Raw genomic sequence first — 23,138 nt, forward strand, 5'->3', positions numbered from 1 at the left:
TGCTGTTCCCCTCCCTGTGCACCCCGGTCGCCGGCATGCCCACCCCCGACACCACCCCACCCCAGGACTACTGCGCCCCCCGATCGGCGATGATGCCCCGACGCCACCGCACCCGCGCCCAAGACCGCGCCCACCGCATCGCCACCGAACGCCGCCACAACCACACAGCCCGCATGGCACACACCCCACCACCACCACCCACCGACGACGAACCCCCACCTTTCTAGCGGGCGTCTTACTTCGAAGCGACCGCGTGCAACCGCCACTCCCCCGGCACACCCTTGAGCGTGTGCGAGCCACGGTCCTCGAACTCCAGTCCCGACCCGATCACCAAGTCGCGCAGCGTGCTGGACACCATCACTTCGCTCGCCCCAGCAAGGGCGCTGACACGCGCGCCGATATGCACCGCGATCCCACCGATGTCATCGCCTCGGATTTCGCACTCCCCCGTGTGCAACCCGGCGCGCACCTCGATGCCCAACGCTTGCACCGCGTCGCGAATTGCCATGGCGCAGCGGATCGCCCGCTGCGGACCATCAAACATCGCCAGGAAACCGTCACCAGACGTATTCACCTCACGACCACGAAACCGGGCAAGCTGCGACCGCACAACGGCATCGTGCGCGTCGAGCAGCGCACGCCAGTCGCGGTCGCCTATCCGGGCGGCTGTGCGCGTCGAATCCACGATGTCGGTGAACAGCACCGTGGCGAGCACCCGATCGTCGGCCACCTCGGCCTGCTCGCCGGTCAGAAACTCAGCGACGTGCTGGAATGATTCCCGCCAGGGTTCGACGAAGTGGAAGAGGTTGCGCCCCGGCAGCTCAACATATTTCGCGCCCGGGATGTGATCGGCGACGTACTTGCCGTACGCCGGCGGGAGGAACGAGTCGTTCGTGTACTGGACGACGAGGGTTGGCACGCGGATGGTTGGAAGCAGTGCCCGTACGTCCAGTTCGGACACCACCGGCATCATGAGTGCAACGGTCCGTGGGCTCGCTGCCAGGCGGTCATGCCGTGCCCACGTTGCCCGGATTTCCTCGTTCCACGGCATATCGGGATTGAGCTCACGTTCGAACTCCCCCGTCCCCCAGACGGCGACCATGGCATCGAAGAACTTCTCCGGAGTGACCCCATCGGTTCGATCAGCCATCGGATCCGCATAGACCTCAAGCCCGACCAGCGCTGTGGTACGCGACGGATGGCTGGCCGCGAACAGCGCCGCGGGCGCGAACGCAGCGTTCTGCGCGATGAGAACCGCCTCGCGACTCCCGAGATCGTCCAACACCGCGGCGACGCTGTCGGCCCACTGCTCCAATGTCGGCAACGCACCCGTCGAGACCGGATCGGACGCGCCCGTGCCCGGCTGATCGAAAAAGATCAACCGCCCCAGCGATGTCATCGCCTCGACCCATCCCTGAATGGCCGGTAGCTCGGGCAGGATCTCGCAACAGTTGAACCAGTTTGGGACGACCACGATGTCGCGCGAACCTTCTCGCGACGCGCGGTACGCGACGCGCAAGTCCCCGTTCATCGCATAGCGCGTCTCCGAGAACACGCCGGAAGTGTAAGCCGATGGTTGGTGATAACGCGTTAAAGCATCACGCTCGGCTGTCGATCTGGGCACGCCGTTTCGCCGCCCACTCGGCCATCGAGAAGCTGGCCTCGTGGTTGCATGCGGACATCAGCAGAGCAGCTTGTGAAACGACCACGAGCCCATAGTCGCAGATCCAATCGGGGCGGTTCATCGTCCAAACAAGGACGCCGTCGGACGGAGTGCTGAAGAAGCTGAGTTGCATCGGGCTTGACTCACCCTGCGGGCTTATCGGGATGGCTTCACCGTGACAACCCGACACTGCGTTGAAGCCGTTCCACACCACGTCATGCGGGTTCAACGGGTGGTCGTAAACGCCAACCGATTCGGCGTAGACCGATACGCCGCCGGACTCGTATGCCGACTCGGCATAGTTGACCGGATCGGGTGGGCGCAGTGGCGACTCTTTGAACAGCACCGCCGCAGTGCATTCGGCAGGCCGGGCGCTGGTGAAGAAGTTGGGTCCGATACCGATGGCGACCGCCATGCCGTACGGACTATTCTCCCCGTTCTGCAGCAATAGATCGCGGGCCAGCAGTGGGGCCTTCGACTTGGTAGTAGTCGAAACTGGGCTCGAAGCCCGCACCGCCTGACCAGGTACCGACGTGGCGCAGCCCCCCAGCGTCACCACCGCCCCGGCCAGCGCGGCCACCGCCCAGCGACCGGGGGGCATCAGCGGGCGTGCAGGTCCGGCCGGTGCCGGGCCAACTGCTCACGAACGGCGTCCATGGCATCGACGGCGCGGTCCTTATCCACCGCCTGGATCGCCAGCACCGGGATGTACTCATCGTCGGGCAGGTCGATCCGGGCGCAGCGGCTGCCGACAGGAAATGACACACCGGCAATGTCGGCCCACGGTACTAGCCTGTCCCCCAACACATTACGCACCGAGAGGCCAGCCGAACCAACGCGCAGCCGGGGCCGGGCAAACAACAACACTGCATTCGCCAGCACCACGCCCAACACGACCATGGCCACCTGATCGGCCGTCTGGAAGACCACTCCGGTGGACCCGACCTTGAGCACCAAGCCGACAGCAATGTGGGCCACCAGGATCAGAACCGCTGCGCCATAAGCGAATAACGGCGTCAACCGCGGGCGGTACGTCAGATCCCACTCGGAGGTCTTGTCAACGCTCTTCGATTTCGTCACGACTGAGCGCGCAAGTCGCGCAAGGTCAGTGCGGTGGTCAACGCCGCCGCGGCAGCCTGCGCGCCCTTGTCCTCGGCCGACGACGGAAGCCCGGCCCGATCCAGTGCCTGCGCCTCGGTATTGGTGGTCAGCACGCCGTTCGCCACCGGGGTCGAGGCATCCAGCGAAACCCGCGTCAAGCCCTGCGTCACCGCATCGCAGACATAATCGAAGTGTGGTGTCTCACCACGGATTACGACGCCCAGCGCGATGACTGCGTCGTGAGTTTGCGCCAACTCCTGCGCCACCACCGGAATCTCGATGGCACCCAGCACCCGGACCACTGTCGGGTCATCGATGCCGGATTCGGTCGCTACTTTGCGGGCGCCGGCCAGCAGCGCGTCACAGATCGTGTCGTGCCAGGTGCTGGCGACGATCGCCAACCGCACGCCCGCGGCGTCCACCACCGGAAAATCCGGTACGCCGGCGCCTCCGCTCACCGAAGACCTCCGCTCACCGACGACCACCCCTCACAGAGCACCACCGAATTCGCCTGGCAAATGTACGGATTCGTGGAAATCGTCCAAGCCGGCCAGGTCGTGACCCATCCTGTCACGCTTGGTCATCAGGTAGCGAATGTTCTCGGCGTTCACCCGTACCGGCAGCGGCACCCGCTCGATGATGTGCAATCCGTACCCGTCCAGACCCACCCGCTTGGCCGGATTGTTGGTCAACAACCGCATGGACCGAACTCCCAAATCAACCAGAATCTGCGCACCGATCCCGTAATCCCTTGCGTCGGCGGGCAATCCGAGCTTAAGGTTCGCGTCCACGGTGTCTTCGCCGGCGTCTTGCAACTGATAGGCCTGCAGTTTGTGCATCAGCCCGATGCCGCGCCCTTCGTGGCCGCGCATGTACAGCACCACCCCGCGACCCTCGCGAGCCACCATGGCCATCGCCGCGTCCAACTGGGGTCCGCAATCGCACCGACGCGACCCGAACACATCGCCGGTCAGGCACTCGGAGTGCACCCGGACCAGCACGTCGTCACCGTCGCCGGTGGGCCCGGCGATATCGCCACGAACCAGCGCAACATGCTCAACATCTTCGTAGATGCTGGAGTAGCCGATCGCGCGGAACTGCCCGTGCCGGGTGGGGATTCGCGCCTCGGCGATGCGCTCGATGTGCTTCTCGTGCTTGCGCCGCCACTCGATCAAGTCGGCGATAGTGATGAGAGCCAAACCGTGCTCGTCGGCAAAGACCCGCAACTCGTCGGTCTGGGCCATCGCGCCTTCGTCTTTCTGGCTCACGATCTCGCAGATCGCCCCGGCGGGCTGCAAACCCGCCAACCGGGCCAAGTCGACTGCGGCCTCGGTGTGGCCGGGGCGGCGCAGTACGCCGCCGTCCTTGGCCCGTAACGGCACCACATGGCCAGGCCGGGTGAAATCGTGGGCATCACTGTCCGGGTCAGCCAGCAGGCGCATCGTGGTCGCCCGGTCTGAGGCCGAAATACCGGTCCCCACACCTTTTTTCGCGTCCACCGTGACGGTATAAGCGGTGCCGTGCTTGTCCTGGTTGACCGCATACATCGGCAACAGGCCCAACCGGTCGCAGATGTCCCCGTCCAGCGGCACGCACAGATAACCGGAGGTGTATCGGACCATGAATGCGACCAGTTCGGGCGTGGCCTTCTCGGCCGCGAAAATCAGGTCGCCTTCGTTCTCGCGTTCCTCATCGTCGATGACGACGACGGCCTTGCCCGCCGCAATGTCGGCAACCGCCCTCTCGACGGAGTCCAACCGCGTCATCCCCGTTACCTGCTGTCTGTCGGTGCGCACGCGTACCACGTGTTGCATCCAGTATGAACCACTTCGTGAGCGTCTTTATTGCCCCTGCTTACTGACCGGGATTCTGCAGGAGACGTTCCACATACTTCGCGATGACGTCCACCTCGAGGTTCACCTGGGTGCCCACCGGCGCGGAACCCAAAGTGGTCAGTTCGCGGGTGGTTGGGATCAGGGAGACCTCGAACCAATCGCGAGGCTCGGCCCCCAGGCCCGAAACCGTCAACGAAATCCCGTCAACGGTGATCGAGCCCTTCTCCACTACATAGCGGGCAACTGTGGCCGGCATCTCGACCCGCACCACTTCCCAGTGTTCCGACGGCATCCGGGCGACGATCTCGCCGGTGCCGTCGACGTGTCCCTGCACGATGTGCCCACCCAGCCTGCTGTTCAGCGCCGCGGCCCGCTCCAGGTTCACCCGACTGCCCGGCTGCAAGTCGCCCAGGTTGGACCGGTTCAGCGTCTCGGCCATCACATCGGCGCTGAACTGGCCGTCGGGAAGTACGTCAACGACTGTCAGGCACACGCCGTTGACGGCGATCGAATCGCCGTGGCCGGCGTCGCCGGTCACGGTCGGGCCCCTGATGATCAGCCGCGCGGCGTCAGCCAGAGCGTCCCGGCCGGTCACCTCTCCGAGTTCCTCGACAATTCCGGTGAACATCGCACCAGGTTAATGAGTACTGGCGAACCTCTGCACCCGCCTGGCTCCCGGGCCACGTCATGGTCACCCTCTACGATGCTGGGTATGCAGAAACGCCGTCGTCTATTCGCCGTCCTCGCCGCGCTGAGCGTCGCGATCACGCTCACCGCCGGGTGCTCGGCGCATAAGAAGGACAGCGGCGGTCCACTCCCCGACGCGAAGACATTGGTCACTCAGGCCACCGACGCCACCAAGGCCGTCAAAAGCGCACACATCGTGCTATCCGTCGAGGGCAAGATCCCGGGCCTCTCGATCAAGACACTCACCGGTGACCTCACCACCGAGCCCACCGCGGGCAAAGGCAACGTCAAGCTCACATTCGCCGGCTCGGACATCGACGCCGACTTCGTGGTTCTCGACGGAATCCTGTACGCCACGCTCACGCCTAACAAGTGGAGCGATTTCGGCAAGGCCGCCGACATCTACGACCCGTCGCAGATCCTCAGCCAGGACAAAGGCCTGACCAACCTGCTGACGCACTTCACCGATCCGAAAGCCGAAGGACGCGAGACCATCGGTGGGCAGCCCACCATCAAAATCACCGGAAAGATCACGGCCGATGCGGTGAACGCGATCGCACCGCCGTTCAGCGCTTCGGATGCGGTGCCGGCGACCATCTGGGTCCAAGAGAACGGCGACCACCAGCTGGCGCAGGTCAAGTTGGAGCGCGGCACCGGCAACGCGGTGCAAATGACCCTGTCGAACTGGGGCCAGCAGGTCCAGGTCACCAAGCCCCCGCTGAGCTGAGCTGACGACCATGCAGGCAGGACGCCGAATCGCAATCAGTGCGGGCAGCTTAGCGGTGCTGCTCGGTGCCCTCGACACCTATGTCGTGGTCACGGTCATGCGCGACATCATGAACAGCGTCGGCATCCCGGTGAACCAGCTACAGCGGATCACCTGGATCGTGACGATGTATCTGCTGGGCTACATCGCGGCAATGCCGCTGCTCGGTCGGGCTTCCGACCGCTTCGGGCGCAAGTTCGTCCTGCAAGCGAGCCTGGTGCTGTTCATCATCGGCTCGGTGGTGACCGCGCTGTCGGTGCAACTCGGCGCGTGGAGCTTCGAGGTCGGTGACTACGTCCTGATGGACCCGGATCCGAACAGGGCATTTCACGTTCTGATCGTCGGCCGCACCATCCAGGGCATTGCCAGTGGCGCGCTGCTGCCGGTGACCCTGGCGCTGGGCGCCGACTTGTGGTCGGAGCGCAACCGGGCCGGCGTACTCGGCGGCATCGGCGCAGCACAGGAACTCGGAAGCGTGCTGGGCCCGCTCTACGGCATTTTCATCGTGTGGTTATTCCACGACTGGCGCGACGTCTTCTGGATCAATGTCCCGCTGACGGTGATCGCGATAGTCATGATCCACTTCAGCCTGCCGTCGCACGACCGAGCGGAGAAACCGGAGAAAATCGACGTCACCGGCGGGCTGCTGCTGGCCCTCGCGTTGGGTCTTGCCGTCATCGGCTTGTACAACCCGAGCCCCGACGGCAAGCACGTGTTGCCGAGCTACGGGTTGCCGCTGGTCATCGGCGCGGTCGCGGCCGCGGTCGCATTCTTCGTGTGGGAGTGGAAGGCCAAAACCCGCCTCATCGAACCGGCGGGCGTGCACTTCCTGCCGTTCTTGGCGGCACTGGGCACCTCGGTCTGCGCCGGCGCGGCCTTGATGGTGACGCTGGTCAACGTAGAACTGTTCGGCCAGGGCGTACTGCAGATGGACCAGAATCACGCGGCCGGCCTGCTGTTGTGGTTCCTGATCGCGCTGCCGATCGGCGCTCTGCTCGGCGGCTGGATCGCCACCCGGGTCGGTGATCGTGTCGTCGCGTTCGTCGGGATGTTGATCGCGGCCGTGGGCTACTACTTGATCTCATTCTGGCGAGCCGACCTGATGGACCGGAAACACGACATTTTCGGCCTGTTCACGTTGCCCGCCGTCCACACCGACTTGCTGGTGGCCGGGATCGGGCTCGGACTGGTGATCGGCCCCCTGTCGTCGGCCGCGCTACGAGTCGTCCCCTCGGCTCAGCATGGCATCGCCTCGGCGGCGGTGGTGGTCGCCCGCATGACCGGCATGTTGATCGGTGTGGCCGCGCTGAGCGCCTGGGGCCTGTACCGCTTCAACCAGATTCTGGCTGGGCTCACGGCATCGATCCCGCCCGACGCGAGCGTGCTGGAACGCGTACTCGCCCAAGGGCAGATGTATCTGAAGGCCTTCGCAGAGATGTATGGCGACATCTTCACGGTCACCGTGGCCATCTGTGTCTTCGGCGCCGTGCTCGGCCTGCTCATCGGCAGCGGCAGCGGACATGCCGAGGAGCCGGAAGACGCGGTCAAGCTGGAGAAAGAGCCTCAGCCGTCAGCCGTCAGCGAGCCACCAGGCTGAGCAGCAGGTCGGCGCCGACCTGCTCAACGCTGTCGAACTGCCATTGCAAGGCATTCGTCATGCTGGACACCCCGACATCGTTGACTGCCGCCATCGGACCGCCGAGCAGAATCGGCGCGACGTAGGCCAGGATCCGGTTGATCGCATTGGCCCGCAGGAAAGCCCCGGCCAGGGTGGGGCCGCCTTCCAGCAGCACGTCGGTGCGGTCCGCCAGCGCCTTGAGCACCTCGACAGGCTCGTGGGTGCGGAGCACCACAGTGCGGGAGTCGTTGTTGAGCACGTTGGCGTTGGAGGGGACTTCACGCGTGCCGACGACGACACGCAGCGGCTGCTGGGCCGCGAGCCCGCCGTTTGGCAGTCGGGCGGTCAGAGTCGGGTTGTCGGCAAAGACGGTGCCGGTACCGACCACGATCGCATCCGCGAGGGCGCGTCGACGGTGCAGGTCGGCGCGGGCAGCCTCACTGGAGATCCACTGGCTCGACCCGTCAGCAGCGGCGCTGCGGCCGTCAATGCTGGTGGCGTACTTCCACGTCACGTGCGGTAGGCCGGTGCGCTGTTTGTGCAGCCATTCCCGCAGCGGACCAGAAGCCACGTGATCCACGAGCACGCCGGACCGCACCTGCACCCCAGCAGCCGACAGCCGGCCCGCACCGCCACCGGCGATCCCATTCGGGTCGGCAACGCCATAGATCACCGTGCCGACTCTGGCCTGAATCAGCGCGTTCACGCACGGCGGCGTCTTGCCGAAGTGATTGCACGGCTCCATCGTGACCACCGCGATATTGCCGGCAGCCAAACCGCCGGCCTTGCGCAGCGCGACAACCTCAGCGTGGTCACCGCCGTTCGGCTCGGTGGCCCCGACGCCGACGACTCGGCCCTCCTGGTCCACGATGACCGCCCCGACCGGCGGGTTCGGGTAAGTAGTGCCCTTGACCAGCAGGGACTGCTCGATGGCAAGGCGCATGGCCTCCTCGATGCTTTTGACCTGCTCGACGCTGCTCATGAACCGCTCCTGTGGCCGTACAGCAAATGGGGTGAGGCGGCACCGGCCTGTCGCCGCAACGCCTCCACGGCGGCGGCCGGGTCCGCGGCACCGTAGACCGCGGATCCGGCGACGAAACAGTCGACACCGGCTTCGGCGGCCTCTTCGATGGTGTCCTCGTTGATGCCGCCGTCGATCTCGACCAAGATCGTCAGCTCCCCCGCGTCGACCAGCTTGCGAACCGTGCGCACCTTGCCGAGCACCTCCGGAATGAAACCTTGTCCGCCGAAGCCCGGCTCGACAGACATGATCAACAGCGTGTCGAAATGCGGCAGGATTTCCAGATACGGCTCCAGCGGGGTTCCGGGCTTGACGCTGATCCCGGCTTTGGACCCCGCCGCCCGGATGTCGCGGGCCACGCCGATCGGATTGTCGGTGGCCTCGGCGTGAAAGGTGACGTTGTACGCACCGGCCTCGGCGTACGGCGGCGCCCACCGGTCCGGGTTCTCGATCATCAAGTGACAGTCCATCGGAATCCGGCTGGCCGCCAACAGGCTCTCCACCACGGGCAGGCCGATCGTCAGATTGGGCACAAAATGGCCGTCCATCACGTCGACGTGCAACCAGTCGGCACCGCGCACTGCTGCTGCTTCGTCGGCAAGCCGGGCGAAGTCAGCGGCAAGGATCGACGGAGCGATCAATGGTCCCCCCGCATCAGGCATGTGCGACACACTACTGGCGGCGCAGCGCCGCTGCGAACATAGCGTCAGTACCGTGTCGGTGCGGCCACAGCTGCACGTAGGGGCCGCTGCCCAATGCCGCGGCGGGGTCTCGATCGAGCGGCTCGAACAGGGGCCGGGCATCCAACGCGTCCACCGGATGCCGGCGCAATGCGTCGGCGACCACCCCGACCGTCTCGGCAAGGTGCGGCGAGCAGGTGGCGTACAGCACCACACCGCCGGGCCGGGTCAGCGAGATCGCGGCGGCCAGCAGCTCCCGCTGCAACTTGGCCAGGGCGGGCACATCCGACGGCTGGCGCCGCCACCGGGCCTCCGGCCTGCGGCGCAGCGCACCCAATCCGGTGCAGGGCACGTCCACCAGCACCCGGTCGAAGCCGGGCTGCAGCCCCGAGTCGCGGCCGTCGACCCGCACCACCTCGACGGGTAACCCGCGGGTGTTCGCCACCACCAGGTCCGCTCGATGCGGAGTGGGTTCCACCGCGGTCACGCCGGCCCCCGATTGCGCGGCGAGCGCGGCCAGCAGCGCGGTCTTGCCACCCGGCCCGGCGCACAGGTCCAGCCACCGCCCGCCATCGTCGTCGACTGCGGCGAGCGTCAACGCCCGGGCCACCAACTGGCTGCCCTCGTCCTGGACCAGCGCTTGACCGTCGCGCACCGCGGCAAGCTGTCCGGGGTCGCCGCCCGGCAGGTAGACCGCATAGGGCGAGTACCGACCGACCGTGCCGCCCACCGCATCCGACAGTTCGGCAGCGGTCAGCACGCCGGGGCGAGCCGCCAGATGCACCTGCGGCCGTTCGTCGTCGCTGGCGAGCACGGCGTCCAGTTCGCCGGCCGACGCACCCAGCGCGTCGGCGAAGGCCTGTGCGATCCACCTCGGGTGCGCGTGCACGAATGCCGCACTGCCGACCGGATCGTTGCGCGGGGTCAGTTCGTCGACCCAGGATTTCTCATCCCGGCTGGAGATGGTGCGCAGTACGCCATTGACGAAACCGGCTCGTGCCGAGTCGAATTCGATGCCGGCCTGTTCGACGGTCGTCGATACCGCAGCGTGCGCGTCCACCCGGGTGCGCAGTAGTTGATAGGTGCCCAGCCGCAGCAGATCGAGCAGCACCGGATCTATCGTGTCCGGCGCTCGCCCTGCCGCCGCGCCGATCACCGCATCGAGCAGGCCTATGGTCCGGGAGGTGCCGTAGGTCAGTTCGGTGGCGAATGCAGCGTCGCGACCGGTGACCTTGCGTTCGCGCAGCAACGCGGGCAGCACCAGGTTCGCGTACGCACCGCGCTCGCGGACCGCCCGCAACGCGTCGTAGGCGGCGCGGCGGGCAGGGTCCAGTTGCTTACGGCTCCTGGGACGGCTTTGCGGCCGTTGCGGATTGCGGTCCGGCCGCTTCCGGTATGGCTTGTCCGGGGCCGGGCTCATGAGGCCTGGACAGTGTGGTCGAGCCGGGCACCGCGCGCCCAGTCGGTAGCATTCATCAGCTTCTTTCCGGGTGGTTGAATCTGCCCCAGCCGCAACGGCTGCGAGGCTGTGCCGATCCACACGTCCTTGCGATCGACATGAATACTGCCGGGCGACAACGCCTTTGCCTGTTCCGGTGGATCCGGCTCAAGACGCACCGGGCCGACCTTGATGCGCAAGTCGCCAATTACGGTCCAGGCGCCCGGGTTTGGCGTCACGGCGCGAATTCGCCGCTCCACCACCTGAGCCGGCAGGTCCCAGCGAACGCGGGCCTGCTCAACAGAGATCTTCGGCGCCAAGCTGATCCCGTCGGCCGGCTGCGGTCGAGGCGACAGGCTCTGATCGGCGATGCCGTCCAAGGTGGCCGACAGCAGTCCCGCACCCGAAACAGCAAGTCGCTCAAGAAGATCGCCCGCTGTATCGGTCGGCGCAATGGTCTCGGTGACGACACCGTACACCGGTCCGGAGTCCAGACTCGGCTCGATCTGAAACGTGGTGGCCCCGGTGATCGTGTCTCCTGCCGCGATCGCGGCCTGCACTGGCGCGGCACCACGCCAGGCCGGTAGCAGCGAGAAGTGCAGGTTGACCCAGCCGTGCGGCGGCACGGCCAGCAGCGCGCCGGAAAGCAGCGCCCCGAAGGCCACCACGGGGCAGCACTGCGGCGCCAATTCAGACAGCTCGGCGATGAACTCCGCCGAGTTGGGCCGCGTTGGTCGCAGCACCGGGATACCCCGATCGAGGGCTTCGCGGGCCACCGGCGACGGCTCCGGCTTGCCCCGCCGGCCCGAAGCCGCGTCAGGCCGGGTGAGCACGGCGATCACCTCGTGACTGGGCGAGTCGATGAGGTGACGCAGCGCGGGTAGCGCGGGTTCCGGGGTTCCGGCGAATACAAGTCGCACCGGCACAGTCTAGAAACCCCACACCCGAGGCTTGTCCAACCGGACCACCGGTTCACAGCCGTCTGTAATGTTTCTTATGCATACTGTGTCCGTATTGAACGGTTTTAATACTGCGAGTTCCTTCCCCTAATTCAGGAGGTCTGATGGACATCGACACACTTGCCGCCACGCACCGGGCGATGTGGGCCCTCGGCGACTACGCATTGATGGCGGAAGAGGTGATGGCCCCACTCGGCCCCATCCTGGTCGCCGCCGCTGGCATCGCACCAGGCGTCCGGGTATTGGACGTCGCAGCCGGGTCGGGCAATATCTCGCTGCCCGCCGCCAAGAGCGGCGCCACCGTGACGTCAACCGACCTCACCCCCGAACTGCTGCAACGCTCCCGGGCGCGCGCAGCAGAACAAGGCCTGAGGCTGCGGTATCAAGAAGCAAACGCGCAGGCATTGCCCTTCGAGGACAAGGCCTTCGACGCGGTGATCTCGGCGATCGGCGTGATGTTCGCACCGGATCACCAGCGCGCCGCCGACGAACTGGTCCGGGCCTGCCGGCCGGGCGGCGCGATCGGGCTGATCAGCTGGACGCACGAGGGATTCTTCGGCCGGATGCTGGCCACCATCAGGCCCTATCGGCCGAGCCTGTCGTCGGCATTGCCGCCGTCGGCCCTGTGGGGACGTGAGGCTTACATCCGCGGACTGCTCGGAGACCGGGTTACCGACGTCACTACCCACCGCGGATTACTCGACGTCACCCGGTTCGACACCGCCCGGGCCGTGCACGACTACTTCAAGAACAACTACGGCCCGACGATCGAGGCCTACGAGAACATCGGCGCCAACACGGTGCTGGCCGCCGAACTGGACGCCCAGCTTCTCGAACTCGCCGACGAATACCTGACGAACGGCGCGATGGGGTGGGAGTACTTGTTGCTGACCGCCACCAAACGGTGACGGGGTGCAGGTGCGGCCGGCGCTTTACAGCTCGTCGATGTCGACGTTGGCGTCAGGTTCGCCCCCTGCCGCGGTAAAAGATGTGAGCGCCCGCACCAGCCCGTGCCGTTCGGCAACCGGCATCTGTTCGACAATGCGCGCGATCTCGATGCGCCGGTTCGTAGTCACCTTCGCGACGACGTCGCGCCCCCGCTTGGTCAGGGCCGCGAGCAGCTCACGTCGCGAGGTGGGATGCGGCAGCCGGTCGATCATCCCGGCACCGACCAGCCGGTCGACCATCCGACCGGTGGCCGAGGGCTGTACGCCCAACAGGGTCGCCAGAGTGGCCAAGTTGATCGACCCCCGATTCGACAGAATCACCAGGGTGCGAAATTGCGCAAGGGTGATCGTGTCGTCGACCTGCGCAATCGAACGCGCCGAGATGCCCACCAGCAGTCGCGATGCCGTCAGCAACGCGTCGGTGATCTTGTCCAGCGATTCCTCGGCGGTCGTTGCGCTCTCCGTGGTCATCGAGACCCCTCCCCACTGCCAACTAGGGCAGAAACGTGTAACAATCTTCTACAATCGTAGACTTTGACTATTTCCGCAAGAAATTGTCGTTGTTGGACATGATTCGGGCCTAGCCGATGTGCAGTGGGTCGATCTGGACCCGAACAGGCTCATTGGTTTGCCGGGCACTCAGTACGCCAGTGGCGCCGCGAAGTGCCGCCGCCAACTGCAAGCCCTGCTCACGCGGGACCCGCACCAGCATTCTGGTGACTGCCACGTCGGATGGGACGCCCGCCGGCCGCCGCGCACCCGCCGGCAGATCCACCGGGCCGAGCAATTCGGCGTGATCCGGTAGCCGTGCCTCCGCCAGCAAGGCCGCCACGGCGCCGGCCGAGCCGTCCAGCGCGGCGATGTGCGCGCTCGGCGGCAGGCCGACTTCGGCGCGTCCGGCCAGTTCGGCTTCGGCATGACCGACCGGGTCCCATCGGATCAGGGATTGCACCGTCGGGATCGCGGATTCGGCGATGACGGTGACGACGCCACCGTCGCCGCGGGCCCGCACCAACGCGGCAGCGGTCATCCAGCGCCACAACGCATCCTCGGCCGCACGAAGGTCCTGGCGACCCAGCAACGCCCAGGTGTCGAGCAGCAGCGCGGCGCCGTACCCGCCTGATGCGTGCGGTTCAGCCCCCGGGGTGGCGATAACCAGAGCCGGTCCGGCAGCCACCTCCGTCACAATGGCATCGCCCGACGAGGTGATCACCGTGGTGCCGGGAAACGCCCGGCCGAGTTCCTCGGCGGTGCGCCGAGCGCCGACCACCACCGCCCGAATGGCATCGGATCCGCAGCGGGCGCATTTGGGCGCAGCGTCGATCCGGCCACACCAGCGGCACGCAGCGCCGCCGCCCCGTTCCAGAAGTGACAGCGGGCCGGTGCACTGGCGGCAGCGAGCGATCGCACGGCAGCGTCCGCAGGCCAGCGACGGCACGTACCCGCGCCGCGGCACCTGCACCAGCACCGGCGCCCCAGCCTCCAGCGCCGTACGCGTCGCGCGCAACGCGATCGACGGAAGTCGCGCCGTGCGCGCCGCCGGGTCACGTTCTTCGGCGTATCCGGTGTCATCGAGGGCAACCACTCGCGGCGTACGGGCGCGCACCACCGGCCGAGGGGCGACGACGTCGTGCGCCCATCCGCTGCGCACCAGCGCGTGGGCTTCGGCGGTACGCGAGTAGCCACCGATCAGGGCCGCGCAACGGGCCTGGTGCGCACGCAGCATCGCCACCTCGCGAGCGTGCGGATAGGGCGACCGCGGCTCGGCCAGGCTGTCGTCGGAGTCCGACCAGACGATGACCAGCCCGAGATCCGTCACCGGGGCGAAAACTGCGCTGCGGGTGCCGATCACCAACCGCGCGCTTCCCCGGAGCGCCGCCAGCCACCGCCGGTAGCGGGCGGCGGGCCCGAGGCCGGCCGACAACGCCACCACGCTGTCTTGACCGATGCGGGCGACCGCCGACTGGGACAACGCGTCGAGGTCACGCTGGTCGGGCACGATCGCCAGCGCCGAGCGTCCGGCGGCAACCGTGTGCGCGGCGGCCTCGGCCAACCGGTCCGCCCACCGCTCCCCCGGCAACGCCTGCCATACCGCTCGGGCGGCACGCGATTCGGCCAGAGCGGTCAGGAACTGGCCGCCGCGGCTGTAGACCTCCCAGCCCGATGGGTCGACCGGCGCCACCGTCGGCAGCGCGGGGACGGCGGGAGGTTCCTTCTCCACTCGGGCGTGCCGCGCCGGCACCGCGAGCCGCAGTACGTCCGGGCGGGTACCCGCGTAACGCGCGGCGACGGCCTCGACCAACCGGCGGATTTCCGGGGTGAGCACAGCCTCCGCGGAGACGACCCGATCCAACCACCCGAGCTGGCCCTGGTGATCGGTGTCGTTGCGGCGCTCGAGGACAAACGCATCGACCAGGCGGCCGTGGAATCGCACCCGCACCCGGACACCGGGTTGCGCGTCATCGGAGAGTTCGGGTGGAACCAGATAGTCGAACTCGCGATCCAAGTGCGGCACCGACAGCATCGGCAGCACCCGCGCGATCGGCTCGACCTCGGCGGGAATGCGGATTGGACCGCGAGCTACCGAGTTCACGCCACGAGTATTACCGGCGAGGGCGACAACAACCGCCGCGAACGGCAAATTTGGGTCGTGCGCGAACAGTCTGTAGAAACTTCAACCGAGCCGTCATAGAGTATGAGCCCTCGCCAGGGGGACGAGCGGGAGCTGAAAGGCCAGGGGGCGATGAACTTTTCGATATTTCCACCAGAGATCAACTCGGCGCTGATGCACGCGGGTGCCGGTTCGGCCCCGATGGTCGAGGCCGCCGCCGCCTGGAATGGGTTGGCCTCGGAATTGGACTCGGCGGCGCAATCGTTCTGGTCGGTGACCGCGTCCCTGACGTCTCAGGCCTGGCAAGGGCCGGCGTCTCAGGCAATGGCGGCCGCGGCGGCGCCGTACGCCAGTTGGTTGAACGTGGCATCAGCCCAGGCTTCGGGCGCCAGCGCCCAGGCCCAAGCGGTGGTGGGTGCGTTCGAGTCGGCATTGGCAGCCATCGTGCCTCCCGCGGCGATCTCGGCCAATCGATCAAATTTCGTATCGATGGTGCTGTCCAACATTTTTGGCCAGAATGCGCCCGCGATCGCGGCCATCGAAGGTCTCTACGAAGAGATGTGGGCCGCTGACGTCACAGCGATGGCCGGGTATCACTCCGGTGCGTCGGCGGCTGCCGCCGAGCTGCAATCATGGCCGGCGACAGCGGAATCCGAGTTCCAGAACCTGGGCTTCCTCAACTACGGCGTCGGCAATGTCGGCATCGGCAACCAGGGATTCACCAATATCGGCCTTTTCAACAACGGGAACTTCAACATCGGGATCGGCAACCTCGGCGTCTCCAACTTCGGCATCGGAAACGCCGGTCGCTACAACGTCGGCATCGGACTCACCGGCGTCGGGCAGTTCGGTATCGGTGGCTTCGAGTGGCTGAACCCGTACAACTACTACGGCGGCTACGGGTATGGCTACGGGTACTAACTGGTCGCTTCACGACCGAAGAAGAAGCCAGCGGTGATCAGGATTTCCGCGGCGGCGTAGGACCACCAGATCGGCACCGCCAGCGCTTCGTTGCCCAGGATGAATCGGCCGATCGCGATCATCGAGTCCGACGCCGCGAAGCACACCGCGCCGACAGCCGTCCAGATGGTTGGCAGCCGGGCCAGCAACGCCGTACACACCATGGCACCAAGCACCGTGATGTAGACCGTTCCCGGGATGGTCAGGTTTTCCTTCCCGGTGTTCAAGTGCGGCCAGAACCAGAACAGCATCGACGCCGTGGCCAACACCATCACCGCCGCGGCGCCGACACGAGGAAGGGACGGCGCCGCATGCGGCAGCAACGCGCCCAGAAAACACAAGTGCGCCAACAGGAATGAGCCCAGCCCCAAGACGAAGGACATTGTCCACCAGGGGATCGACAGCAGCCAGTCACCGCCGGCCGAAAAGAGCAGTGCGAACACCAGCCAACGCCGCTCACGGGCGAGAGGGTGCCCGAGCGCGGCGACGGCCAGCATCACCGCCATCGAGGCCTTGAACGGTGGCTGCAGGATCCACTGCCCGGTGAGTTCGCTGCCGGGCGGCAGGCGCAAGGCCAGCCATGTCAAATAGACCCCATAGGCGATTCCCGCCCAGCAGGCGGCTACCCAGCCACCGGCGACCAGACGCGATGCGTACGGTGACTCCATGCCCAGTTTGGACAACACCGACGATGAAAAACCCGGAGTCGACCCCATCCTGCTGAAGGTACTGGACGCGGTTCCGTTCCGGCTATCGACCGAGGACGGAATTGACGCTGTGCGACAGCGTTTACGTGACCTCCCGCGCCGTCCACTACACCCTGAGCTTCGCGTCGAGGACCGGACCATCGATGGTCCGGCGGGTTCGATCAACATTCGAATCTATTGGCCACCAACCGATTCCGGCCCTAGCCCGGCGGTGGTGTTCTTTCACGGCGGCGGTTTTGTGATGGGCGACTTGGACACCCACGACGGGACTGCACGCCAGCACGCCGTCGGCGCCGACACGATCGTCGTGTCCGTCGACTACCGGCTGGCACCCGAGCACCCCTACCCCGCCGCCGTCGAAGATGCTTGGGCCGCAACACGATGGGTCGTCGAGCACGGAGCCGAGATCGGTGCCGACACCACCCGAATCGCGTTGGCCGGAGACTCGGCGGGCGGCAACATCGCGGCCGCGACCGCGCAGCGTGCCCGTGACGAGAGTGCACCATCGATCGCTTTCCAGCTGTTGTGGTACCCGTCGGTCATGTGGGATCCGTCGCTGCCGTCGTTCAGCGAAAACGCCACCGCGCTGATCTTGGATGCCGACGCGATTGCAGACTTTTCCCGTTGGTACGCAGGCGAAGTCGATATGTCCAACCCGCCCCCGGGCATGGCTCCGGGTCGGGCCGAGAATTTGTCCGGGCTTGCCGATGCCTACATCGGCGTGGCCGGTCACGACCCGCTGCGCGACGACGGCATCCGCTATGGGGAATTGCTGGCTGCGGCCGGTGTTCCGGTCGAGGTGCACAACGCCGAAACGATGGTGCACGGCTACGTCGGGTACGCCGGCGTGGTGCCGGCGGCGACCGAGGCGATGAACCGGGGACTGACCGCTTTGCGCGTTGCGCTGCACGGTTAGTTGCCGTTGTGGTTACGGTGGGGCCATGACGGAGCCGACCACTACCCGCCCCGGCATCGACCCGATGCTGAAGATGCTGCTCGATGCCATTCCGATGACCTTCACCGCCTCCGATGGTGTTGAGGTCGCCCGCACTCGACTGGCCGCGTTGAAGGCGCCCCCGGAACTCCTTCCGAACCTGCGCATCGAGGAACGACAGGTCGGATACGGTGACGTCACCGGCATTCCGGTCCGGATCTACTGGCCGCCCACCGCGGCGCAGGACAACCTGCCGGTCGTCGTCTTCTACCACGGCGGAGGCTGGTGCCTGGGCGACCTGGACACCCATGACCACGTCGCGCGCGCCCATGCCGTCGGCGCAGAGGCCATCGTCGTTTCGGTGGATTACCGACTGGCCCCGGAAAATCCATATCCGGCCGGGGTCAACGATTGCTGGGCGGCACTGCAGTGGGTCGGCGAAAATGCCGCCGAGTTCGGTGGCGACCCGACTCGCATCGCCGTTGCGGGCGACTCCGCCGGCGGAAATATCTCAGCGGTGATGGCCCAATTGGCCCGCGACAACGGCGGACCGGCGTTGGCTTTCCAGTTGTTGTGGTACCCCTCGTGTATCGGCGATCGCTCGCTGCCGTCGTTCATCGAGAACAGCACTGCGCCAATCCTGGACGACGAAGTCATCAATGCGTTCTTGAGTTGGTACGTGCCTGGTGTCGACTTCACCGATTACAAGACGTTGCCGACCGACCTAGCGCCCGGCAACGGAAATTTGGCAGGCCTACCGCCAGCCTTTATCGGCACCGCGGAGCACGACCCACTGCGCGACGACGGCGGTCTCTATGCCGAATTGCTCCGGGGCGCCGGAGTTCCGGTGGAGTGGAGCAACGAACCGACTCTGGTGCACGGGTACGCCAGCTTCGCGCTGGTGATCCCCGCTGCCGCTGAGGCGACCAATCGTGGGCTTGCGGCGCTTAAGAAAGCGCTGTACCGGTAGCTCAAAAGCCGCATTTGCGAAAAAATGTACTCGAATACGAAATCGCTGCAGGCGCAATACTTTTGTAAATGATATGTCGCGCCAATCGGTAAATTCTATTCAACTTATTTGATAGACTATGCGTTCGCCTGGATGCTGAGGAAAGCGCTATCTCCCTGGTACTCCGCGCCGTGTGCCGTACCTGAGCCCTTAATCCGGATTGTCAGCATTTCAGGGAGGATCTGCCATGTCATTTTTGTTCGCTGAGCCCGAATGGGTGCAGGCTGCGGCGGCAGATTTGGCAAATATCGGTTCGACCATCAGTTCCGCCAGCACCGCGGCTGCGGCTCCCACCACCGGCCTGCTGGCCGCCGGCGCCGACGATGTGTCGGCGGCGATCGCGGCGATGTTCTCCGGTCACGCTCAGGCCTACCAGGCGTTGAGCTCTCAGGCGGCCACGTTTCATGCGCAGTTCGTCGAGCTGATGAGCACGGGCTCGAATGCCTACGCGAGCGCAGAGAGCGCCAACGTCGAGCAGACGCTGCTCAACGCGATCAATGCGCCTACTCAGGCGCTGGTGGGCCGACCCTTGATCGGCAACGGCGTGGACGGGGCGGCCCCGGGCGCCGCCGGGCAGGCCGGCGGCCTGCTGTTCGGCAACGGTGGAAACGGCGCAGCCGGAGTCAATGACGGCGTCGCCGGCGGCGCGGGCGGGTCCGCGGGGTTGCTCGGCAGCGGCGGTGCCGGCGGGCTCGGCGGGGCGGGCGCGGCCGGCGGAGCCGGTGGCGCCGGCGGGTGGCTACACGGCAACGGCGGTCCTGGTGGGGCCGGCGGAGCAGGTCTGAACAGCGCCGTCGGAAACGGCGGTGGAGGCGGTGCGGGCGGGGCCGGCGGAACTGGCGGGCTATTCGGCGATGGCGGGCGAGGCGGACAAGGCGGACAGAGTGGACAGGGCGGCTTGACTCAACCCGTCGCGGGCGCGGGTGGAGCCGCCGGGATGGGCGGCGCAGGTGGCGACGCGTTCTTCGGCAACGGTGGAGCCGGCGGGCGTGGTGGCGACAGCGCGAGCGGCTGGAACGGCGCTGGGGCCGCCGGCGTGGGGGGCGCGGGGGGCAATGTGCAGTTTGCCGGCCACGCTGGGACAGGCGGGACCGGTGGGACCTGCCCGGCCGGCAGTTCCGCCGGCAACCGTGGTGGCATCGGTGGTGCGGGCGGATCGGTCGGATTTTTCGGTGATGGCGGAGCGGGCGGCCTCGGCGGGGCAGGCAGCTCGACCAGCGCCGGCGCGGGCGGTAGCGGCGGCCTCGGCGGCCTGCTGTTCGGCAACGGCGGCGATGGCGGAACTGGTGGCGGGACTACCTACAATGCCGGCGGCGATGGCGGAGCCGGCGGTGCCGCCAGGCTATTCGGCAATGGCGGAGCGGGCGGCACCGGCGGAACTACGAGTGGTTTCGGCAAGGGAGGCCGCGGCGGCATGGGTGGGACCGGTGGACAGTTCGGCGATGGTGGAGTGGGCGGGGCGGGCGGAAACGTGACCGGTACCGGTTCAGGAACTGGCGGAGTTGGCGGGGCCGGCGGCTCCGCGAATTTGATCGGCAACGGCGGTGCTGGCGGCGCAGGCGGAGACAGCGGCAGGAGCACGTCGGCGACCGGGCAAACCGGTAGTCCCGGCGGTGCCGGCGGGGCCGGCGGAAACGGTGGTCTGATCGGCAATGGCGGCGCGGGCGCTGTCGGTGGTGCCGGCGGACCGAGCACCGGAAGCGCACTCCCGGGCGCTATGGGTGGCGCCGGTGGTGCGGGTGGCGGCGCCAAGATTGTCGGCAACGGTGGCCAGGGTGGAGCGGGTGGGCCCGGCGGCACCGGCGCGGTTCCGGGGACACCCGGTACCGGCGGCGACGGCGGGCCCGGCGGGACCCTGCTCGGCACGCCCGGCGGGCACGGCTAGTCCCGTCGCGAATAAGCGCTGGGCGCAACGCCGTACCAGCGCTTGAAGGCATGCGAGAACGTCGACACCTCGGTGTAGCCCATTCGCGTGGACACCTCCTCCACGGTCAGCCCGACGGTGCACAGTAAGTCAACGGCGACCGCGGATCGTGCTTCATTGAGCAGATCGCGAAAAGACGTGCCTTCCTCGGCAAGTCGTCGTCGCAGCGTCCGCGGATGCATGTCGAGTTCGGTCGCGATATCGGAAAGGGCTGGGAACACACCGGAATCGCGAAACAGCTTGGTGCGCACCAGCGCGGTAATCCCCGCGCGTTGGCCGTTGCGCTGCATCAGCAAGTCGCACTGGGCGATACACATTTCCAATGTATGCCGATCGGCCTGCGGCAACGGCTCGTCGAACATGGCGCGCGGGAAACGCAACCTGTTGTGCGCGCGGCCGAATTTCACATCGCGCACGGGTACGACACCGAGCAACGGGCGCAGCAAATCCTCGTCGATCGCGAGTTCCGCGGACACCTGCTCGGCAAACTTTTCCGCCACCGGCAGTGTGAAACTTGTTGTTGTGGTTAATATTCCAGCGATGTCACGGGCGATGAAGAACGTTCGTACATCGGCAGGCAGGTGGCTGGCATCGAGTTCGATCAAGCAGTCGTCGGCCGTCTCGAACACAGTGATACCGATCTGCATGGTGGTCAGCGCGAAGTAGCGCATCGCGATTCCGAGCAGTTCCCGCAGGGTTCCGCACGACATCACAGCAAATCCGAACAACCCGAAGTGGGTGAGGGTGAATCGACTTCCGACGTCGATACCCAGTCCGGCCCCATCCGGTACCCGGGTCAGCAGGCGGCGCACCGACAGGATCTCGTCGAATCCAGTCACCATGGCGTCCGGATCGTTCAGGTCAGACGCTGTGATCGCTGTGCCGGCAAGCACCTCATGGGTCGGTACGCCGCGCTCACCGGCAACCTCGCACAGCACCCGGGTCGGATAGACCGGGTGTCGCACTTCAGGCGGCGGCGGCAATTGCTTGATGTGTCCCAAATTCCCAACTCCGTGTCCCATAGTCTCATTACGGGACGCTCACGTCATCCATACAGTGGAGTAATGGCCACCCTCACTGTCGAGCGGCCCCCGCGGGGACCGGCCAGAAGATTGAGCACCTGGACGATGACCCGGGAAGCGCTGACCATCGGGTTCGACGCCGGCGACGGCTTCCTGGGCCGGGCGCGCGGTAGCGATATTGTCCGATTTCGTTGCGCGGGAAGACGGTTCGTCACCATCAGCCATCCCGACTACGTCGACCACGTGCTCCACGAGGCGCGGCTGAAATACGTCAAGTCCAACGAATACGAACCGATCCGGGCCACCGCGGGTGTCAACCTGCTCACCGACGAGGGCGATTCCTGGGCCGGCCATCGCGCAGCGTTGAACCCGACCTTCGCTCGTCGTCACCTCAACGGCCTCGTCGACCTGATGATCGAGCCGATCGCGGCGATCACCGACGCGCTGGGAAGCCACCCCGGCCAGTTCGACATTCACGAGACGATGGTCGAGGCGACCTTGCGCGTGGTCGCCAATGCCCTGTTCAGCCAGGATTTCGGGCCGTTGATCCAAAGCATGAGTGATCTCGCCACCCGCGGATTGCGGCACGCGGAGCGGCTCGAGCGGCTCGGCCTGTGGGGGTTGATGCCGCGTCCCGTCTACAACGCGCTGGTCAGGTCCGCATTCTCCGGGCACCGACTGCCGCCACCGCTGCGCGACATGCAGAACATCACCCTGACGCTGGACCGCGCGGTGAACTCGATCATCGACGAACGACTGCTGCACCCGACCGACTCCCCCGACCTGCTCAACGTGCTGGTCCGCGCCGAGGGCGGCAGTTGGCCGCGGCAACGGATCCGGGACGAGGCCCTGACGTTCATGCTCGCGGGCCACGAGACCACCGCGAACGCGATGTCGTGGTTCTGGTACCTGCTGGCGATCAATCCCGAAGCGCGCGCACGCATGATCGCTGAGATCGACGAGGTGCTGGGAAGCCGAAGGCCGACCGCCGACGATCTGGGCAGATTGCCCTGGACGACGGCCTGCCTGCTGGAAGCGCAGCGTTATCTGTCCGCGGTATGGGTGATCGCGCGGCAAGCGGTCGACCACGACGTCTTGGGCGAGCACCACATTCGGCCGGGCACCACCGTCATCATCCCGATTCATCACATCCATCACGACGCGCGGTGGTGGAAGGATCCGGAGGTCTTCGATCCGGGCAGGTTTCTTCGCCCCGCGGCGATCGCAAGCGCGGCGGAAGCCGGGCGCAGTGGGTC

The 23,138-nt window shown here is 66.5% G+C and carries 21 protein-coding genes and 2 pseudogenes; 9 read left to right on the top strand and 14 right to left on the bottom strand.

All coding sequences use genetic code 11. The annotated features are described in order from the left end of the window. Positions 1–227: pseudogene (locus tag ACZY1I_RS17695) on the top strand (hypothetical protein); the annotation flags it as partial. A gap of 8 nt (positions 228–235) precedes the next feature. On the opposite strand, the gene ACZY1I_RS17700 reads toward ACZY1I_RS17695, so the two are convergent. The 6 genes from ACZY1I_RS17700 to ACZY1I_RS17725 all read right to left on the bottom strand — a co-directional run bounded on the left by ACZY1I_RS17700 (position 236) and on the right by ACZY1I_RS17725 (position 5,227). After that, positions 236–1,555, bottom strand: coding sequence for an adenylate/guanylate cyclase domain-containing protein (locus tag ACZY1I_RS17700; RefSeq protein ID WP_463755774.1), 1,320 nt, complete (start codon positions 1,553–1,555; stop codon positions 236–238). A gap of 43 nt (positions 1,556–1,598) precedes the next feature. Further along, positions 1,599–2,264, bottom strand: a complete 666-nt coding sequence (locus tag ACZY1I_RS17705) for a hypothetical protein (protein WP_463755775.1) — start codon at positions 2,262–2,264, stop codon at positions 1,599–1,601. Continuing rightward, on the bottom strand, positions 2,264–2,701 hold the full coding sequence (locus ACZY1I_RS17710) for a PH domain-containing protein (RefSeq protein WP_463756276.1): 438 nt from the start codon (positions 2,699–2,701) through the stop codon (positions 2,264–2,266). The genes ACZY1I_RS17705 and ACZY1I_RS17710 overlap by 1 nt, the downstream gene beginning before the upstream one ends. Positions 2,702–2,739: 38 nt before the next feature. Then, entirely contained in the window at positions 2,740–3,222 is a 483-nt protein-coding gene (ribH, locus tag ACZY1I_RS17715; protein ID WP_463755776.1) for a 6,7-dimethyl-8-ribityllumazine synthase, read from the bottom strand. A 30-nt stretch (positions 3,223–3,252) separates the two neighbouring features. Then, the gene (locus tag ACZY1I_RS17720; RefSeq protein ID WP_463755777.1) at positions 3,253–4,530 is read right to left on the bottom strand and encodes a bifunctional 3,4-dihydroxy-2-butanone-4-phosphate synthase/GTP cyclohydrolase II; all 1,278 of its coding nucleotides are present in this window, start codon (positions 4,528–4,530) and stop codon (positions 3,253–3,255) included. An 88-nt stretch (positions 4,531–4,618) separates the two neighbouring features. Further along, positions 4,619–5,227 (bottom strand): riboflavin synthase, encoded by a 609-nt coding sequence (locus tag ACZY1I_RS17725; RefSeq protein ID WP_463755778.1) that lies wholly within the window; start codon positions 5,225–5,227, stop codon positions 4,619–4,621. A 75-nt stretch (positions 5,228–5,302) separates the two neighbouring features. Here ACZY1I_RS17725 and ACZY1I_RS17730 point away from each other — a divergent pair, with 75 nt between their 5' ends. Then, the gene (locus ACZY1I_RS17730) at positions 5,303–6,013 is read left to right on the top strand and encodes an LppX_LprAFG lipoprotein (protein ID WP_463755779.1); all 711 of its coding nucleotides are present in this window, start codon (positions 5,303–5,305) and stop codon (positions 6,011–6,013) included. Between the two features lie 10 nt (positions 6,014–6,023). Further along, complete coding sequence (locus tag ACZY1I_RS17735; protein ID WP_463755780.1) at positions 6,024–7,649, top strand: MFS transporter; 1,626 nt, start codon at positions 6,024–6,026, stop codon at positions 7,647–7,649. Here the strand turns inward: ACZY1I_RS17735 and ribD are convergent. Genes ribD through fmt form a run of 4 tightly spaced genes read right to left on the bottom strand, consistent with a single transcriptional unit; the run spans position 7,630 to position 11,729 of the window. Further along, positions 7,630–8,652 carry a bifunctional diaminohydroxyphosphoribosylaminopyrimidine deaminase/5-amino-6-(5-phosphoribosylamino)uracil reductase RibD gene (ribD, locus tag ACZY1I_RS17740; protein WP_463755781.1) on the bottom strand — a complete coding sequence of 341 codons (1,023 nt, stop codon included), beginning with the start codon at positions 8,650–8,652 and terminating at the stop codon, positions 7,630–7,632. The two genes, ACZY1I_RS17735 and ribD, sit on opposite strands and share 20 nt — an antisense overlap. After that, positions 8,649–9,353 carry a ribulose-phosphate 3-epimerase gene (gene rpe, locus ACZY1I_RS17745; RefSeq protein ID WP_463755782.1) on the bottom strand — a complete coding sequence of 235 codons (705 nt, stop codon included), beginning with the start codon at positions 9,351–9,353 and terminating at the stop codon, positions 8,649–8,651. The genes ribD and rpe overlap by 4 nt, the downstream gene beginning before the upstream one ends. A gap of 10 nt (positions 9,354–9,363) precedes the next feature. Then, the gene (locus tag ACZY1I_RS17750; protein WP_463755783.1) at positions 9,364–10,791 is read right to left on the bottom strand and encodes an RsmB/NOP family class I SAM-dependent RNA methyltransferase; all 1,428 of its coding nucleotides are present in this window, start codon (positions 10,789–10,791) and stop codon (positions 9,364–9,366) included. Next, positions 10,788–11,729, bottom strand: coding sequence for a methionyl-tRNA formyltransferase (gene fmt, locus ACZY1I_RS17755; RefSeq protein ID WP_463755784.1), 942 nt, complete (start codon positions 11,727–11,729; stop codon positions 10,788–10,790). Before fmt ends, ACZY1I_RS17750 begins: the two co-directional genes overlap by 4 nt. Before the next feature lie 143 nt (positions 11,730–11,872). On the opposite strand from fmt, the gene ACZY1I_RS17760 reads away from it, so the two are divergent. Then, positions 11,873–12,676 (top strand): class I SAM-dependent methyltransferase, encoded by an 804-nt coding sequence (locus tag ACZY1I_RS17760; RefSeq protein WP_463755785.1) that lies wholly within the window; start codon positions 11,873–11,875, stop codon positions 12,674–12,676. A gap of 24 nt (positions 12,677–12,700) precedes the next feature. On the opposite strand, the gene ACZY1I_RS17765 is transcribed toward ACZY1I_RS17760, so the two are convergent. Next, a complete protein-coding gene (locus ACZY1I_RS17765; RefSeq protein WP_463755786.1) occupies positions 12,701–13,186 on the bottom strand; it encodes a MarR family transcriptional regulator in 486 nt (161 codons plus the stop codon). A 109-nt stretch (positions 13,187–13,295) separates the two neighbouring features. Then, complete coding sequence (locus ACZY1I_RS17770; protein ID WP_463756277.1) at positions 13,296–15,239, bottom strand: primosomal protein N'; 1,944 nt, start codon at positions 15,237–15,239, stop codon at positions 13,296–13,298. Between the two features lie 219 nt (positions 15,240–15,458). Here ACZY1I_RS17770 and ACZY1I_RS17775 point away from each other — a divergent pair. Continuing rightward, positions 15,459–16,124: pseudogene (locus ACZY1I_RS17775) on the top strand (PPE family protein); the annotation flags it as partial. A gap of 119 nt (positions 16,125–16,243) precedes the next feature. Here ACZY1I_RS17775 and ACZY1I_RS17780 read toward each other — a convergent pair. Continuing rightward, positions 16,244–16,954 (bottom strand): lysoplasmalogenase, encoded by a 711-nt coding sequence (locus ACZY1I_RS17780; RefSeq protein ID WP_463755787.1) that lies wholly within the window; start codon positions 16,952–16,954, stop codon positions 16,244–16,246. Here ACZY1I_RS17780 and ACZY1I_RS17785 point away from each other — a divergent pair. The 3 genes from ACZY1I_RS17785 to ACZY1I_RS17795 all read left to right on the top strand — a co-directional run bounded on the left by ACZY1I_RS17785 (position 16,953) and on the right by ACZY1I_RS17795 (position 20,821). Continuing rightward, entirely contained in the window at positions 16,953–17,909 is a 957-nt protein-coding gene (locus ACZY1I_RS17785) for an alpha/beta hydrolase (RefSeq protein WP_463755788.1), read from the top strand. The genes ACZY1I_RS17780 and ACZY1I_RS17785 overlap by 2 nt on opposite strands. Positions 17,910–17,934: 25 nt before the next feature. Beyond that, on the top strand, positions 17,935–18,897 hold the full coding sequence (locus tag ACZY1I_RS17790) for an alpha/beta hydrolase (protein ID WP_463755789.1): 963 nt from the start codon (positions 17,935–17,937) through the stop codon (positions 18,895–18,897). 226 nt (positions 18,898–19,123) lie between these two features. Further along, positions 19,124–20,821: a PE family protein gene (locus ACZY1I_RS17795; RefSeq protein WP_463755790.1), complete on the top strand. Its 1,698-nt coding sequence runs from the start codon at positions 19,124–19,126 to the stop codon at positions 20,819–20,821. Here the strand turns inward: ACZY1I_RS17795 and ACZY1I_RS17800 are convergent. Beyond that, positions 20,818–21,861, bottom strand: a complete 1,044-nt coding sequence (locus tag ACZY1I_RS17800) for an AraC family transcriptional regulator (protein WP_463756278.1) — start codon at positions 21,859–21,861, stop codon at positions 20,818–20,820. The two genes, ACZY1I_RS17795 and ACZY1I_RS17800, sit on opposite strands and share 4 nt — an antisense overlap. 63 nt (positions 21,862–21,924) lie before the next feature. Between ACZY1I_RS17800 and ACZY1I_RS17805 the strand changes: the two genes are divergently transcribed. Next, on the top strand, positions 21,925–23,138 hold a 1,214-nt coding region (locus tag ACZY1I_RS17805; RefSeq protein ID WP_463755792.1), incomplete at its 3' end, for a cytochrome P450.

This window comes from Mycobacterium sp. IDUB_37 (assembly GCF_055419245.1).

Excerpts from the sequence above, each read along its gene's own strand:
- ACZY1I_RS17705 (WP_463755775.1), bottom strand. The coding sequence starts at position 2,264 with ATGCCCCCCGGTCGCTGGGCGGTGGCCGCGCTGGCCGGGGCGGTGGTG.
- ACZY1I_RS17720 (WP_463755777.1), bottom strand. The coding sequence starts at position 4,530 with ATGACGCGGTTGGACTCCGTCGAGAGGGCGGTTGCCGACATTGCGGCG.
- ACZY1I_RS17725 (WP_463755778.1), bottom strand. The coding sequence starts at position 5,227 with ATGTTCACCGGAATTGTCGAGGAACTCGGAGAGGTGACCGGCCGGGAC.
- ACZY1I_RS17730 (WP_463755779.1), top strand. The coding sequence starts at position 5,303 with ATGCTGGGTATGCAGAAACGCCGTCGTCTATTCGCCGTCCTCGCCGCG.
- ACZY1I_RS17735 (WP_463755780.1), top strand. The coding sequence starts at position 6,024 with ATGCAGGCAGGACGCCGAATCGCAATCAGTGCGGGCAGCTTAGCGGTG.
- ribD (WP_463755781.1), bottom strand. The coding sequence starts at position 8,652 with ATGAGCAGCGTCGAGCAGGTCAAAAGCATCGAGGAGGCCATGCGCCTT.
- rpe (WP_463755782.1), bottom strand. The coding sequence starts at position 9,353 with ATGCCTGATGCGGGGGGACCATTGATCGCTCCGTCGATCCTTGCCGCT.
- ACZY1I_RS17750 (WP_463755783.1), bottom strand. The coding sequence starts at position 10,791 with ATGAGCCCGGCCCCGGACAAGCCATACCGGAAGCGGCCGGACCGCAAT.
- ACZY1I_RS17760 (WP_463755785.1), top strand. The coding sequence starts at position 11,873 with ATGGACATCGACACACTTGCCGCCACGCACCGGGCGATGTGGGCCCTC.
- ACZY1I_RS17765 (WP_463755786.1), bottom strand. The coding sequence starts at position 13,186 with ATGACCACGGAGAGCGCAACGACCGCCGAGGAATCGCTGGACAAGATC.
- ACZY1I_RS17770 (WP_463756277.1), bottom strand. The coding sequence starts at position 15,239 with ATGCTGTCGGTGCCGCACTTGGATCGCGAGTTCGACTATCTGGTTCCA.
- ACZY1I_RS17785 (WP_463755788.1), top strand. The coding sequence starts at position 16,953 with ATGCCCAGTTTGGACAACACCGACGATGAAAAACCCGGAGTCGACCCC.
- ACZY1I_RS17780 (WP_463755787.1), bottom strand. The coding sequence starts at position 16,954 with ATGGAGTCACCGTACGCATCGCGTCTGGTCGCCGGTGGCTGGGTAGCC.
- ACZY1I_RS17790 (WP_463755789.1), top strand. The coding sequence starts at position 17,935 with ATGACGGAGCCGACCACTACCCGCCCCGGCATCGACCCGATGCTGAAG.
- ACZY1I_RS17795 (WP_463755790.1), top strand. The coding sequence starts at position 19,124 with ATGTCATTTTTGTTCGCTGAGCCCGAATGGGTGCAGGCTGCGGCGGCA.